Annotated in this window: 11 protein-coding genes; 6 read left to right on the top strand and 5 right to left on the bottom strand. The window is 55.9% G+C overall.

The features are described from left to right. Positions 1-243 precede the first annotated feature (243 nt). The 4 genes from A3OI_RS0100670 to A3OI_RS0100655 all read left to right on the top strand — a co-directional run bounded on the left by A3OI_RS0100670 (position 244) and on the right by A3OI_RS0100655 (position 4,700). Positions 244-1,224, top strand: a complete 981-nt coding sequence (locus A3OI_RS0100670; protein WP_026223920.1) for an NADPH:quinone oxidoreductase family protein — start codon at positions 244-246, stop codon at positions 1,222-1,224. 101 nt (positions 1,225-1,325) lie between these two features. Further along, positions 1,326-3,221, top strand: a complete 1,896-nt coding sequence (gene parE, locus A3OI_RS0100665; protein WP_018402435.1) for a DNA topoisomerase IV subunit B — start codon at positions 1,326-1,328, stop codon at positions 3,219-3,221. 311 nt (positions 3,222-3,532) lie between these two features. Further along, a complete protein-coding gene (locus A3OI_RS0100660; RefSeq protein ID WP_018402434.1) occupies positions 3,533-4,078 on the top strand; it encodes a cytochrome b in 546 nt (181 codons plus the stop codon). Positions 4,079-4,118: 40 nt separating this feature from the next. Beyond that, complete coding sequence (locus A3OI_RS0100655; RefSeq protein WP_018402433.1) at positions 4,119-4,700, top strand: YceI family protein; 582 nt, start codon at positions 4,119-4,121, stop codon at positions 4,698-4,700. A gap of 90 nt (positions 4,701-4,790) precedes the next feature. Here A3OI_RS0100655 and A3OI_RS0100650 read toward each other — a convergent pair whose 3' ends face one another. Further along, positions 4,791-5,021, bottom strand: coding sequence for a hypothetical protein (locus A3OI_RS0100650; RefSeq protein WP_007350607.1), 231 nt, complete (start codon positions 5,019-5,021; stop codon positions 4,791-4,793). 208 nt (positions 5,022-5,229) lie between these two features. Here A3OI_RS0100650 and parC point away from each other — a divergent pair, with 208 nt between their 5' ends. After that, positions 5,230-7,548, top strand: a complete 2,319-nt coding sequence (gene parC / locus A3OI_RS0100645) for a DNA topoisomerase IV subunit A (protein WP_018402432.1) — start codon at positions 5,230-5,232, stop codon at positions 7,546-7,548. Further along, positions 7,541-8,788 (top strand): phosphoserine phosphatase SerB, encoded by a 1,248-nt coding sequence (gene serB / locus A3OI_RS0100640; protein ID WP_018402431.1) that lies wholly within the window; start codon positions 7,541-7,543, stop codon positions 8,786-8,788. The genes parC and serB overlap by 8 nt, the downstream gene beginning before the upstream one ends. A 39-nt stretch (positions 8,789-8,827) precedes the next feature. Here serB and A3OI_RS0100635 read toward each other — a convergent pair whose 3' ends face one another. The 4 genes from A3OI_RS0100635 to epmB all read right to left on the bottom strand — a co-directional run bounded on the left by A3OI_RS0100635 (position 8,828) and on the right by epmB (position 13,574). Next, the gene (locus tag A3OI_RS0100635; RefSeq protein WP_018402430.1) at positions 8,828-10,912 is read right to left on the bottom strand and encodes an EAL domain-containing response regulator; all 2,085 of its coding nucleotides are present in this window, start codon (positions 10,910-10,912) and stop codon (positions 8,828-8,830) included. Between the two features lie 178 nt (positions 10,913-11,090). After that, on the bottom strand, positions 11,091-12,029 hold the full coding sequence (locus A3OI_RS18980; protein ID WP_323806862.1) for a hypothetical protein: 939 nt from the start codon (positions 12,027-12,029) through the stop codon (positions 11,091-11,093). A gap of 27 nt (positions 12,030-12,056) precedes the next feature. After that, positions 12,057-12,398 carry a hypothetical protein gene (locus A3OI_RS24360; protein ID WP_323806861.1) on the bottom strand — a complete coding sequence of 114 codons (342 nt, stop codon included), beginning with the start codon at positions 12,396-12,398 and terminating at the stop codon, positions 12,057-12,059. Between the two features lie 123 nt (positions 12,399-12,521). Further along, a complete protein-coding gene (gene epmB / locus A3OI_RS0100625) occupies positions 12,522-13,574 on the bottom strand; it encodes an EF-P beta-lysylation protein EpmB (RefSeq protein ID WP_018402429.1) in 1,053 nt (350 codons plus the stop codon). Positions 13,575-13,587 lie beyond the last annotated feature (13 nt).

Raw genomic sequence — 13,587 nt, 5'->3', positions numbered from 1 at the left:
AGGGATGATTGATTTTGCCCAAAGTTCCGGTTAGAACCAGCAACTTATCAGCCGTGAGGAAAGGGTGGTCAGGGCATTTATAAAGCCCCTAGTCCTTTTGCACGCTATAAGCCGTGTTTATTCAAACGAATAAGAAAGATTTATTTGCTTCATGGATTGACTGTGTTTAGCTTGAGGGCAACCAAAAAGGGGGCAGAATTTTGCCCTTTCAGAATCAAGCAACGACATCGTATGGGAGTTTCTGTGAAAGCCATTCTCTGTAAAGAATACGGCCCTGCTGACACGCTCGTGATTGAAGATGTGCCGAGCCCTGTAGCGAAAGGCCGCGGTGTTAAAGTGCGCGTAAAAGCAGCGGGCCTGAACTTTCCTGATACGCTTATTATCGAAGGTAAATACCAGCTCAAGCCGACCTTGCCGTTTTCTCCGGGCGGCGAAATGTCGGGTGAAGTGATTGCAGTGGGAGAAAAAGTCACTCGTTTTAAAGTCGGCGATCGGGTTGCGGGCTTGACCGGCTATGGCGCGTTTGCTGAAGAAGTGATCGTACCTGAGCATAATCTGTTGCTTTTGCCAGACGGCATGAGTGACGAAAAAGCCGCTGCATTTATGATGGTTTACGGCACGTCCTATTACGCTCTGAAGCAGCGCGCGAACATCCAGGCTGGGGAAAGTCTTCTTGTTTTGGGCGCCAGTGGTGGTGTGGGGCGGGCAACGGTTGAATTGGGCAAGGCCATGGGTGCCCGTGTGATTGCTGCCGCCAGTTCAGCACAGAAGCTTGCAGTTGCCGAAGCCGCGGGTGCGGATGAGTTGATCAATTACACGGAAGAGCCCCTTAAAGACACCATAAAGCGCCTGACCAACCGCAAGGGCGTGGATGTAATTTACGACCCCGTGGGTGGTGATTACACGGAGCAGGCACTGCGAGCCATGGCCTGGAACGGCCGCCATCTGATTATTGGTTTTGCCGCGGGCGATATCCCGAAAATTCCAGCGAACTTGACGCTCTTGAAAGGCTGTTCTGTCGTCGGTGTGTTCTGGGGCAGCTTTACCCAGCGAGAGCCGGAAGCGAGTGCCCAGAACATGATGGAGCTGATGAAGCTCTACGCCGAGGGTAAAATTGATCCGAAAATCAGCGAGGTTTTCGAGTTTGAGGATTACGCCAAGGCCCTTGGTGCCCTGACTGAGCGCCGTGCTACTGGTAAGGTGGTCCTTAAAGTTGGGTTCTGAGTCCTTGTAGCCTGGCGTTGTTAAACAGCCGTTGAACTTTGCTGCTGATTCTCTAAGCTAGGCCGCGGTCCACTTTTCCCATTCGGAGCTTTACCCCGCCTATGAGCGAGCAAACTTACAACGCCGATGCCATTGAAGTTCTGAGCGGTTTGGACCCGGTGCGAAAAAGGCCGGGGATGTACACCGACACCAGTCGCCCCAATTATCTTGCCCAGGAAGTGGTCGATAACAGCGTGGACGAGGCTCTGGCCGGCCACGCAAAGCGCATTGATGTCGTGCTTTACAGCGACGGCTCGCTGAGCGTGGAAGACGACGGCCGGGGCATGCCGGTGGACATGCACCGGGAAGAAGGCGTGCCGGGGGTAGAACTGATTCTATCGCGGTTGCACGCCGGCGGTAAGTTTTCCGAGGGCAGCTACAGTTTTTCCGGGGGGCTGCACGGGGTAGGCGTGTCGGTGGTCAACGCTCTGTCGACGCATTTGGAAGTGCTTATTCGGCGCAACGGTCAGGTGCACCGGATGACATTCGCCAACGGCGATAAAGTGACTGAACTGGAGGTTGTCGACAGTTGCGGCAAACGCAATACCGGTACCCGGCTCAAATTCACACCGGACACTAAATATTTCGACTCGGCCAATTTCTCGGTCAGCCGCCTGCGCCACAATTTACGCGCCAAGGCGGTTTTGTGTCCTGGGTTAACGGTGACTTTTGGCCAGGAAAAAACCGGCGAGAAAGACGAATGGTGTTATCAAGATGGCCTGCGGGACTATTTGCGTATTTCCCTGGCGGGCAGCGAAGTGGTGCCTCTTGAGCCGTTTACTGGCAGTTTTTCTGGCAACACAGAAATCGTGGACTGGGCCATCCAGTGGTTGCCTGACGGCGGTGACGCCGTTGCCGAAAGCTACGTTAACCTTATTCCAACCGCCCAGGGCGGCACCCATGTCAACGGTCTGCGCACGGGCCTGTTAGAAGCCATGCGTGACTTTTGTGAGTTTCGCAGCCTGCTGCCCCGTGGTGTCAAGTTGTCACCGGAGGATATCTGGGAGCGGGTGGTTTATGTGTTGTCATTCAAGATGCAGGAGCCGCAGTTTTCCGGCCAGACGAAAGAGCGCCTGTCATCGCGCCAGGCTGCCGCGTTTATTTCCGGTGTGGTGAAAGACGCCTTCAGCCTGTGGCTGAATCAGCACACCGACATCGCCGAAATACTGGCCGAGCTTTTTATCAGCAACGCCCAGCGCCGCCTGAAAGCCAGTAAAAAAGTAGCCCGTAAACGAATTACCTCGGGCCCTGCGCTACCGGGCAAGCTGGCGGATTGCTCGGGCAGTGACACCGCGCGCTCGGAACTGTTTCTGGTAGAGGGCGACTCCGCCGGTGGCTCGGCGAAGCAGGCCCGGGACCGCGAATTTCAGGCCGTTATGCCCTTGAAGGGCAAAATTCTGAATACCTGGGAAGTGGATTCCAGCGAAGTGCTGGCGTCGCAGGAAATTCACGACATTGCAGTGGCCATCGGGGTAGACCCGGGTTCGGACGAGCTGGCCGGTTTGCGCTACAACAAGGTTTGTATTCTGGCCGATGCCGACTCCGACGGGCTGCACATCGCCACGCTGCTGTGCGCGCTGTTTGTGAAGCACTTCCGGCCGGTGGTTGCCGGCGGTCACGTGTTTGTGGCCATGCCGCCGCTGTACCGGGTAGATCTTGGCAAGCAGACCTTTTACGCTCTGGATGAATCGGAAAAGCAGGGCATTATTGACCGCCTGGCAGCAGAGAACAGCCGTGGAAAAGTGTCGGTCACGCGGTTTAAGGGCCTGGGCGAAATGAACCCGCTGCAGCTGCGCGAAACCACCATGGCGCCGGATACCCGCAGGCTGGTAATGCTGACCATTGCAGACGGTGACGACACCGACAGCTGTATGGACATGTTATTGGGTAAAAAGCGTGCGCCCGATCGGCGTGCCTGGCTGGAAGCCTACGGTAATATGGCGGATGTTCCGGTATAAACTCGGGAAAATAGGCCCACCAAAAGCAAAACGACTTCGCTGATCTTCCGGGCCAGCTTCTTTTATGAAGGGTTCAGGGAAATCAGCGAAGTCGTAACAACTTACCCGGCGTGAGCCGTTGCAGTGTTGGCGTTGCCTTTAGTTATTGCTCGGTACAACTACGTGTTCGTCGAATTCAAGTTCCATAATAAAGCGTCTTTTTCTGTTTATTGGGATGCAGTATGATCATCATAGCGCTGGGCTATTTTTGAACAATCCGTAAATGCCCTATACGGCAAATGACTTATGTCGGAAAAGGAGCGTGAAGCGCTATGAAACTGCGTAACAGTCAGGCGACTTATGGCCTGGTGGCGGTTTTTCTGCACTGGTTGGTGGCCTTAACCGTGGCGGGCATGTTTGGCTTGGGTTACTGGATGGTAGGGCTTACTTATTACGACGCCTGGTACAAACAGGGGCCGGATATTCATCGCAGTGTAGGCGTGTTGTTATTTATTGCCATGCTGCTGCGGGTTGTGTGGCGCCTGATGAATCCGCGGCCGGAACCGATGCCGGGTCATCGGCGTTGGGAGCTTGTCGCGGCGCACCTGTCCCATGGTTTGCTGTATGTCCTGCTATTTGTTGCCATGGTCAGCGGTTACCTGATTTCTACCGCCGACGGCTCGTCGGTAAGCGTGTTTAGCTGGTTTGATGTGCCCTCCATCACGGGTCGCATCAAGGGCATGGAAGACACCGCCGGTGTGGTGCATTATTGGGTAACTTGGGGTGTCGTCGTATTAGCGGGTATTCATGCGCTTGGCGCGCTTAAACACCACTTTATTGACCGGGACAATACGTTGCGCCGTATGTTTGGGCGTTGAAGATTTCCGGTACTGACATTTACCGGATGAGGAATTTCTTATGAAACGATTGTTTTTGGCATCGGCTGTGTCTCTGGCTCTGGTCGGTGGCGCTCAGGCCGCAGACCACTCCGGCACCTACGCTTTTGATAAAAAGGGTGCTCACCAGTTTATCAACTTCCGTATTTCACATTTGGGTTACAGTTGGCTGTATGGGCGCTTCAACGATTTCGACGGTCAGTTTGTGTACGACGCCGAAAATCCGCAGAACAGCTCGGTGTCGGTGTCCATCGATACCACCAGTGTTGACAGCAATCACGCCGAGCGCGACAAACACCTCCGCGACGAAGATTTTCTCTACACCGGTGAATACCCGCAAGCGACGTTCAAAAGTACCGGCATTCGTCTGGACGAAGAAGGAGAAGCTGATATTGTGGGCGACCTGACGTTGCGCGGTGTTACCCGTGAAGTCGTCCTGGATGCGGAAATGATTGGCCACGGCGCCGATCCCTGGGGTGGTTATCGCATGGGTTTTGAGGCAGAAACCGAGTTTCGGCTTGCTGACTTTGGTATTCCCACCAATTTGGGCCCGGCGTCAGAGGTTGTTACTCTGGAGATCTCGGTGGAAGGTATCCGCCAGTAATCTCCAAATGGCGAGTGCAATAAATCGGCGCAAAAAAATGGCGGAGCTGTGTGGCTCCGCCATTTTTGTTTAGGCTTTTGGTTAGCGGGCTCAGGCTTCTTTGTGGCGCGGCTCACTGCATTGGCACAGGTAGCGCATACGCCAGAACTGACCGACAAAAATAACCAGCCAAATCACCAGGCCGGCCCACAGATACGCCGCCGGAACGCGGAAGCTGCCGCTAATAGCAAACTCCACCAACAACATCAGCACTAACGCTAGCACTGCATTAACCAACGCAGTCATCATGGCTTGCCCGCAGGCTTTCAGGTTTGGCTTCATAGTGGTCCGCTTAGGTGAAAGAAAAAACGGTCTTCTATTACTGCCGCGGAGCATACGATGATTACGGAAACCGCTCCATTCGGGAATTCCGCTATTTGGAATTGGTGTATCCGCCGCCGGCTCCATATAATGTGCGGTCCCAGACTGACCGCGCAAGGCGCCGGCAGCTTTGTGTTTCCTTCAGATAATTCAGGCAAAAGAGGCATCCATGCCAGAGTTTCAGACAACGGATGAGGGCTTTGAGCGGGTTGCGCTCAGGGACTATACGGAAAAAGCCTATCTTGACTACTCCATGTACGTCATTCTTGATCGCGCTCTTCCCAATGTCGGGGACGGGCTGAAGCCGGTTCAGCGGCGCATTATTTACGCCATGTCGGAACTGGGCCTGAAATCGACGTCCAAATACAAAAAGTCCGCCCGCACCGTGGGCGACGTGCTGGGTAAATTCCACCCCCACGGCGACAGCGCCTGTTACGAAGCCATGGTGTTGATGGCACAGCCATTTTCATACCGCTACCCGCTGGTGGATGGCCAGGGCAACTGGGGCTCGCCAGATGATCCAAAGTCGTTCGCTGCCATGCGCTACACCGAATCCCGCCTGGCGCGATTTGCCGATGTGCTGCTTAGCGAGCTGGGCCAGGGTACGGCCGATTGGGTGCCCAACTTTGACGGCACCATGGACGAGCCTTCCATACTGCCGGCGCGCTTGCCCCATGTGTTGCTCAACGGCACCACGGGCATTGCGGTGGGCATGGCGACCGACATACCGCCCCACAACGTGCGCGAAGTGACGGCGGCCTGTGTTCACCTGCTGGACGCGCCCGATGCCACGGTAGAACAGCTGTGCGAATACATTCAAGGGCCGGATTACCCCACTCGAGCGGAAATTATTACCCCGCGTAAAGACCTGCTGCAAATGTACGAAACCGGTCGCGGTTCGCTGCGCATGCGTGCGCGCTGGGTGAATGAAGGCGGCGACTTGGTGATCACTGATTTGCCCCATCAGGTATCCGGTAACCGTGTGCTAGAGCAGATTGCCCAGCAGATGCAGGCTAAAAAACTGCCCATGGTGGCGGATTTACGCGATGAGTCAGACCACGAAAACCCAACCCGGCTGGTAATTGTACCGCGTTCAGGCCGGGTAGACGCCGAAGGCCTGATGGCACATCTGTTTGCCAGTACCGACCTGGAAAAGCCTTATCGGGTGAATATCAACGTGATTGGTAACGATGGCCGTCCTGGTGTGAAAGGCCTGGTGCAGCTGCTGACCGAGTGGCTTACGTTCCGCCGCGCCACGGTGATAAGGCGTCTGCAATACCGGCTGGATAAAGTGCTGGCCCGACTTCACCTGCTGGAAGGGCTGCTGATTGCTTATCTGAATCTGGACGAAGTGATCGAAATTATCCGCTATGAGGATAAACCCAAAGCCGAGTTGATAGCGCGATTTTCACTGTCGTCGGAGCAAGCTGAGGCAATTTTAGAACTGAAATTGCGCCACCTGGCGAAGCTGGAAGAAATGAAAATCCGCGGTGAACAGGATGAACTGGCCACCGAACGCGATCACTTGCAATCCATTCTGGGCTCCGAGAAAAAGCTGCGCCAGTTGATTAAAACTGAATTACAGCAAGATGCCGAAACTTACGGCGATGACCGCCGTTCACCCATCGTAGAACGTGGCGAATCCCGGGCGTTTAGTAATGTTGACCTGGCGTCCAACGATCCAGTCACGGTTGTGCTGTCTGAAAAAGGCTGGGTGCGAGCGGCCAAAGGCCACGATATCGATCCGCTGGGTCTGAGTTACAAGGCCGGCGACAAGTTTGCTTTGCAGGCACACGGGCGCAATAACCAGCAGGTTATTTTTCTTGACTCGACCGGGCGCGCCTACGCCCTGATGGCCCACAGCCTGCCGTCGGCCAGAGGCCAGGGTGAGCCGTTGAGCGGGCACATCAACCCCCCGCCGGGCGCTCAATTCTGCGGCTTGCTGATGGGCGACAGCCAACGCAAGGTGGTGCTGGTGACCGATGGCGGTTATGGCTTTGCAACCTCGCTGGGTGACATGCTGAGCAAGAATCGCAACGGTAAGACTCTGGTCAGTGTGCCTAAGGGTGCCCGCATTATGGCGCCGGTGGTGGTGCCGTTGATGGCGCCTGAAAGCCGCGAAACTCTTTACTTGGCCGCAGTGTCTAACGAAGGCCGGATGTTGGTGTTCCCACTCACAGAACTGCCGGAACTGATCAAAGGCAAAGGCAACAAGTTGATCAGTATTCCTTCGGCGCGGGTGCAGTCCCGTGAAGAGTTTGTGGTAGCGGTGGCAGTATTCGCCCACAGCGACCAGCTCGAAATCCACGCCGGCAAACGCAAAATGAGCCTTCAGTTCAGCGATCTTGAGCATTATCTGGGCGAGCGTGGCCGTCGAGGCCACAAGTTACCACGGGGCCTGCAACGGGTTGACCGTATCGGGGTTGCGGCTGTGGTGGTGGCGGCAACCGGTGCGGCCCATCAACAGGAGCAAGCAGACAGTGAGTGAACTGGTTCTGATCAACGTTTCCGGGCGCGACAAGCCCGGCCTGACCTCGGAGATTACCGGTATTATGGGCCAGTACGAGGTGCGCATTCTGGATATCGGCCAGGCGGTGATTCACGATTACCTGACGTGGGGGATTCTGATCCAGATTCCTGACGCGTCGCACTCGTCACCGGTGATCCGCGATCTGTTATTTCGCTTGCACGCCCTGGATTTGCAGGTGCGGTTTGCGCCGATTACACCCGAGGAATACCAACAGTGGGCTCAGAGCCGCAACCGCGCCTGCTACATTGTAACGCTGCTGGCGCGGGACATAACCGCCGAGCAGATTGCGCGGGTGTCGGCGATTACCGCGCGCCACCAGCTCAATATCGACAACATCACGCGCCTGTCGGCGCGGCCGTCACTGAACGTGGATGAAAACCGCACTGCCTGTGTGGAATTTTCCGTGCGTGGGACGCCAGACAATCTGGCACAGTTGAGAGCCGACTTTCTGCATCTGGCCAGCGAGATGAACGTGGATATTGCGTTCCAGGAAGATTCTATTTTTCGCCGCAACCGCCGCCTTGTGGTATTCGATATGGATTCCACCCTGATTGAAGCCGAGGTGATTGACGAGCTGGCGCTGGAGGCTGGTGTAGGGCCTCAGGTGGCGGCCATCACCGAGCGCGCCATGCAGGGTAAGCTGGATTTCAGCCAGAGCTTTGCCGAGCGTCTTGCACTGTTGAAGGGGCTGGATGAGTCGGTTCTGGAGCGGGTTGCCGCGCGCTTGAAGATGACAGAAGGCGCCGAGCACCTGATTCGAAGCTTGAAGGCGTTGGGTTACCGGACTGCGATTCTGTCGGGAGGCTTTACCTACTTCGCCCGCAACCTTCAGCGCCAACTGGGCATTGATTATGTTTACGCCAACGAATTGGAGATTGTGGACGGTAAGGTAACCGGCCGGGTGTCTGGCACCATTGTAGACGGTGCGCGCAAGGCCGAACTACTGCTGGAGATTGCGAAAAAAGAACGCATTTCCCACGAACAAGTGATCGCAGTGGGTGACGGCGCTAATGATTTGCCCATGCTCAGCGAAGCTGGCTTGGGCGTGGCGTTTCGTGCCAAACCCGTGGTGAAGGAATCTGCCCGCCACGCCATTTCAACGCTCGGATTAGACGCCATTCTGTACCTGATTGGCTTTCGTGAAAGCGAAACCAATCAACAGGTGCAACCGCCACGGGACCATGACACAGGGCTATAAATAGTGCCTGAAATAGTGTCTGTAAAGAGTGCCTGGGGATCAGTTGTCGCTGAAATCGTAGGTCATTTCGGGCGTGGGCGGTTGTAAATAGTAGCCCTGAATGTAATTTACCCCGGCCTGCCACAGGGTTGCCAGTATGCCGGCGCTTTCTACCAACGGCACAATCGACAGCTTGCCGGCGCTGTGCAGTGACTGCACCATTTCCTTGAGATGTTCGCGGGCGTCGTGATCATTCTGCAGCTCCTCGGTAAACGAGCCGTCTATTTTTACGTAGTCGGTGTCGATATGGTTGAGCGCATGAAACGGGTTCAAGGCGCAGCCAAACTGGGTGATGGACACCTTGCAATGCAGCTGGTGCAGGGCTTTTGCGAAGTCCTTTGCCTGTTTTGTGAAATTATTGGCGTCGCATTCGCGGAGCTGGAATATCAGCGTGTCACCTGGCAGGCGTGCAGCTTTCAGAGCCACACTGAGCCAGGGTGTGAAGGTTTTGTCGCGCAGGGTTTCGGCGGTCACGTTCAGAAATAGCCGGGTGTTCTGGCCCTTCACGCGGTGCGCAGCCAGTTTTTTTATGGCTTGCAAGAAGACCCAGCGGTCGACCTTTATAGCCGTGTCTGTGGGCCCCAGGGGTGGCAAGAAGTCGTAGGGCGAAACCTCTTCGCCTTTGTCGTCCAGCATGCGCACGTAAACTTCGTAGTGTTCTTCGTTTTCCCCGCGCAGATTGATAACGGGCTGGAATAGCAGGCGAAACTGATCGTTGTCCAGCGCACGGTGTATGCAGTCTATGGCGGTGTTATCGTTGAGTATTCGGTGTTCGGCGGCATTGTGTACCCGCACGCCGTTGCCGTGGGTCTGCTCGTTCTGTTTTTTCAGTTCGGCTGAAGCGCGGTGCGCGCGGGCCATCAACTCTTCGGCTTTGGGCGCCTTTTCGGTGACGGCAGCAACGCCGATACTCACCGTGAGCTGCACCGAGTGGCCGTCGACATCGAACAGCGAACCCACAATGGCTGTACAGATTTTCTGTGCCAGGCTGACCATGTCATTTTCGCTGTAGGGCAGGTACAGCAGTGCGAACGAGTCGTCGCCCAGGCGCGCCAAGGTCATGTCTGCACCTACCTGCTCGCGCAGCAGAGTGGCCAGATCGTGCAGCAGAAAATCGACGCCGGCAATGCCAACGTCTCGCTTCAGCGGCGCAAAGTTATCCAATGAAATATAAGCCAGCGCGCCAGATTCGCTGCTGGCGCCGGCTTGGGTAATAGCTTCCGCTAGCGAGGCCATGAAGAATGGGCGGTTATACAGGCCGGTAAGCAGGTCCTGATTACTGATTTGCCTCAGCTTTTCTTCCAGTTCTTCGCCGTTGTGTTCCGGCCGCAGCACAATCTGGGTGCAGCGTTCGCCGTCAAAGGTGGCGGCCGAGGCCTGCATATTGGCGGTCAGCTCGCGGCCGTCACTGCGCCGCGCAGTTACTTTTTGGCTCACCCGTTCGCTACTTTGGTCGGCAAAGCCCTTAATCAGTTGGCGGTAGTCGTCTTGGCTCTGGCTGCCGAGGGTGTCCAGAACCGGGATACACATCAGCTCGTCGATGTCGTCGTAACCCAGAAACTCCAGATAGGATTCGTTAGCGTAAACGTGCATGCCTTCAATGACATAGGCAATGGCGTCTTTTGAGCTTTCCAGCAGGCGTTGGCAGCGTTGTTCGGCCTCGCGCAGGTGAGATTCCAAAAGCCGGCGGCGGCGGCGCTCGTCAAGGTCCGTCAGTTCGCGATTCACGACCAGCACCAGCAGCGCCTGTTCGGTGTAGGGTACCGTATCCTGTCCGCCGGCTTTAAGAACGGCCGTGGCGCGGGCCGCGTCGTAGTCATCGGTCAGCAATATGAAAGGAATGTCTTTGCCAAGCCTCCGCAACATGGCTAACGCGGCGTCTACCGGGCATTCCTGTTCAGTGTCCCGGGCCAGCACTATGTCCCAGTTGCCATTTTTGAGGGCCTTTTCGAGGTCTTCCTCGGAGGTAATGCGATGGGCCCGGGTAGCGCGACCGGAGTTGCGTAACAGGCTGATCAGGTTTTCCGCGTCATTCAGTGACGGATCCAGAATAAGCATATGAACGGTGGAGGCTTTCTTCTGCATGACTCGACAATCTCGTGCTGCACACTGACGGAGCCGGGCCGCTGACAAAGCCCGGCTCTTGGATGAGTGTGAATGATGAAGAGGTTGCCGGGTAATAACAAGTCCGGCACGGGCGTGGCGCTGAGTTGAGACACACGAAGCTCTGATTAGGCAATCAGGTACAAAGAGTTTGCGCGTATTACAGCGAGGGCCAGAGCGAATCAAATTCATCTTCGCTGGTAGCAGGACCGGGTCTATTGGTGCTGGTTTTAGCGTCAGGCCTGCTCTGAAGTTTTATTTCAAATTGGTTGATGCTGCCGGTCGCCGTCATTTTTTTCAGCAGCTGGCCTTGTTCTTCCTGGTCATCAATCAGCAGGGTAATACGGTTTCCAGATTGAAAGGGCAGCCGCGGCACAATCAGCGTGGCAGGCTGGTTGATGACGCTGATTTCCGGCAGCATCAGCCCGCGTAAGTACTCGCTACTGTTACCCAGTTTCTGAATCAGGCGCACAGCGCATGGTGTCGCCCTGGGTGCCTGTAGTTCAATACCAATCTGCGTGCCCTCGTTTTTAATCTGGCGAATCCAGCGAACCACGGCAACACTCCAGGGTTGTGAGCTCTGCTCGCGTACGCCGAGAATTTCGCCTGTCTGCAGGCTGCTGGGTATTTGGCTGTCCCAGGCAATGCAAAAGCCGCCAGGGCTGGTATTTACCATCTTTGCGCGACAGGCGCAGGGCGTGTTTTTGAGTGCCGCACTGGCACGGGTCCTGGCGCTGGTGAAGTTGATAGGAGCATTGCCGGCCAACATGCCCTCGTCTCTGTTACCGGCATCGTGCGCGCCGGCCCAAGCGTCGTTTCTTCGAGTGGAGCTGCGGATAAACATGTTGTCTTCGGTGCCTTCCGCCTCAGGCTGTCGGGTGAAGTCGTTCAGGGTTTTGCGTCCCGCCATGAAATAGTGCACCGCGGTTAGCCCGACACACAGCTCCAGGCTGCCATGGTTGGTTACGCGGTTGAAATTGCGTTTGGCAAGAGTGCCCAGCGCCTGGGTAAGGTGCACCAGCAGGGCATCATTGGTATGTGGAGGCAGCGTCAGTTCGCTCGCTTCTTTGCTATCAGCTGCTTGAATTGCGCCGGCCAAGAGTGGCGTCGTCGACTTCAATAGCGGTTAACTGGTGTGCGAGCGCAAATCGGTAAAGCTTATGACAATCCAGCCAGCTGTTTGGGGGGGAGGGCAATAAAGCTGATACGCCCGCAGTATGGTGCCGGACAGCTCGGCAATGCTGCGGTGAATGGCGATGGCGAGAACCTTGCGGTTTTTATCCGGGTTGCCGGCATCCAGCAGTTCAATAATGGCGTGATAGAGCTGGCGCGACACTTCGCCAATGTTGGCCATAGGCAGCAACCCAATCCATTGTTTGAAGGCTTTGGGTGTGGTGTCGCAGAACGAAAGGTTCGCAGTTTTTTGCTCCGGTACCCGGATATCTGGTTTCAGAGAGGTGCCTTCCATAGAGAGTGCCAGTGCGCAGGGGGAAAAGTGTGTAGATTCACTACGTAATGTAGGCCAGCAAAGCAAATACGGAAAGTGAAAACCACCGAGTTGACAATTTGTTACAAAATAAGCTGTTTCGCCTTACTCCAGATCAAGAGGCGTTTTGCTGCCAGCACCGGGTAACTCGCGCACCAGACGCGGCACCAGAAAGCCTGGCAGGCGCTCAAGCAGTTCACGTGTCAGAGCTTTGGCCTCGCTGTCCGGGACTGCAAAATGGTGAGCCCCCGCTACAGGGTCAAACGCGTGCAGGTAGTAAGGCAGCACACCGGCATCGAACATCCGCTCGCTAAGTTGTTCCAGTACATCGACGCTGTCATTCACACCACGTAGCATAACACTTTGATTCAGCAGGGTCACACCGGCCTCGGTTAACCTTTGCAGGGCCTGAACCGTAGCTTGGTCGATTTCCGCAGGATGGTTGATGTGCAGCACCACAACTACCCGCAAACGGGTAGCGTGAATCCATTGTAGAAGCGCATCGCAAACCCGCTGTGGAATCACTACCGGCAGCCGGGTGTGAATCCTCAGCCGGCGTAGGTGAGGGATCTGCTCCAGGGCCTGGGCCCATTGCGCCAGTAATTTATCGTTGGCGGCCAGGGGGTCGCCCCCGCTGAAAATCACTTCGTTAATTTCCGGACTGTTTGCCAGTGTGTCCAGCACGGTTTGGCGGTCCTGCGGTTTTAGCCGTTGCTCGTCATAGGGGAAGTGGCGACGAAAACAGTAGCGGCAATTAATGGCGCACTGCCCGGTCACCATGAGTAGGGCACGGCTTTTGTATTTGCGGATCAGCCCTGTTGTTGCCATGGCGTCCGCTTCGGCCAGTGGGTCGGCGACAAATCCGGCCAGGGTGCGGGTTTCGTCGACCAATGGCAGTACCTGACGCAGCAAGGGGTCGTTGGGGTTGCCATATTCCATGCGCGCCAAAAAAGGCTCGGGCACCCGTATCGAAAACAGCAGGTGCCCTGCATCGGCACCGGCCAGCCATTGTTCAGGGCAGAGCCCCAAGCGTTCCAGCAGCTCTGCCGGACGGTTGATGGAGTTGGCTAAAATCTGTTGCCAGCTGGCGGACTCTGAACTTTCCCCACACTCCGGGTAAACGCGGGCTTCTATACGTACGGGGGTTCGCTGTATCATAGTGGCCTTAAAA

Source organism: Marinobacter gelidimuriae, assembly GCF_000372805.1.
Taxonomy (GTDB): Bacteria; Pseudomonadota; Gammaproteobacteria; order Pseudomonadales; family Oleiphilaceae; genus Marinobacter; species Marinobacter gelidimuriae.
This window is presented reverse-complemented; position numbering and strand designations above follow the sequence as displayed.

What these genes read in the sequence shown, in the direction of transcription:
- parE (WP_018402435.1), top strand. Translation starts at nt 1,326, where the DNA reads ATGAGCGAGCAAACTTACAACGCCGATGCCATTGAAGTTCTGAGCGGT.
- A3OI_RS0100660 (WP_018402434.1), top strand. Translation starts at nt 3,533, where the DNA reads ATGAAACTGCGTAACAGTCAGGCGACTTATGGCCTGGTGGCGGTTTTT.
- A3OI_RS0100655 (WP_018402433.1), top strand. Translation starts at nt 4,119, where the DNA reads ATGAAACGATTGTTTTTGGCATCGGCTGTGTCTCTGGCTCTGGTCGGT.
- A3OI_RS0100650 (WP_007350607.1), bottom strand. Translation starts at nt 5,021, where the DNA reads ATGAAGCCAAACCTGAAAGCCTGCGGGCAAGCCATGATGACTGCGTTG.
- parC (WP_018402432.1), top strand. Translation starts at nt 5,230, where the DNA reads ATGCCAGAGTTTCAGACAACGGATGAGGGCTTTGAGCGGGTTGCGCTC.
- A3OI_RS0100635 (WP_018402430.1), bottom strand. Translation starts at nt 10,912, where the DNA reads ATGCAGAAGAAAGCCTCCACCGTTCATATGCTTATTCTGGATCCGTCA.
- A3OI_RS24360 (WP_323806861.1), bottom strand. Translation starts at nt 12,398, where the DNA reads ATGGAAGGCACCTCTCTGAAACCAGATATCCGGGTACCGGAGCAAAAA.
- epmB (WP_018402429.1), bottom strand. Translation starts at nt 13,574, where the DNA reads ATGATACAGCGAACCCCCGTACGTATAGAAGCCCGCGTTTACCCGGAG.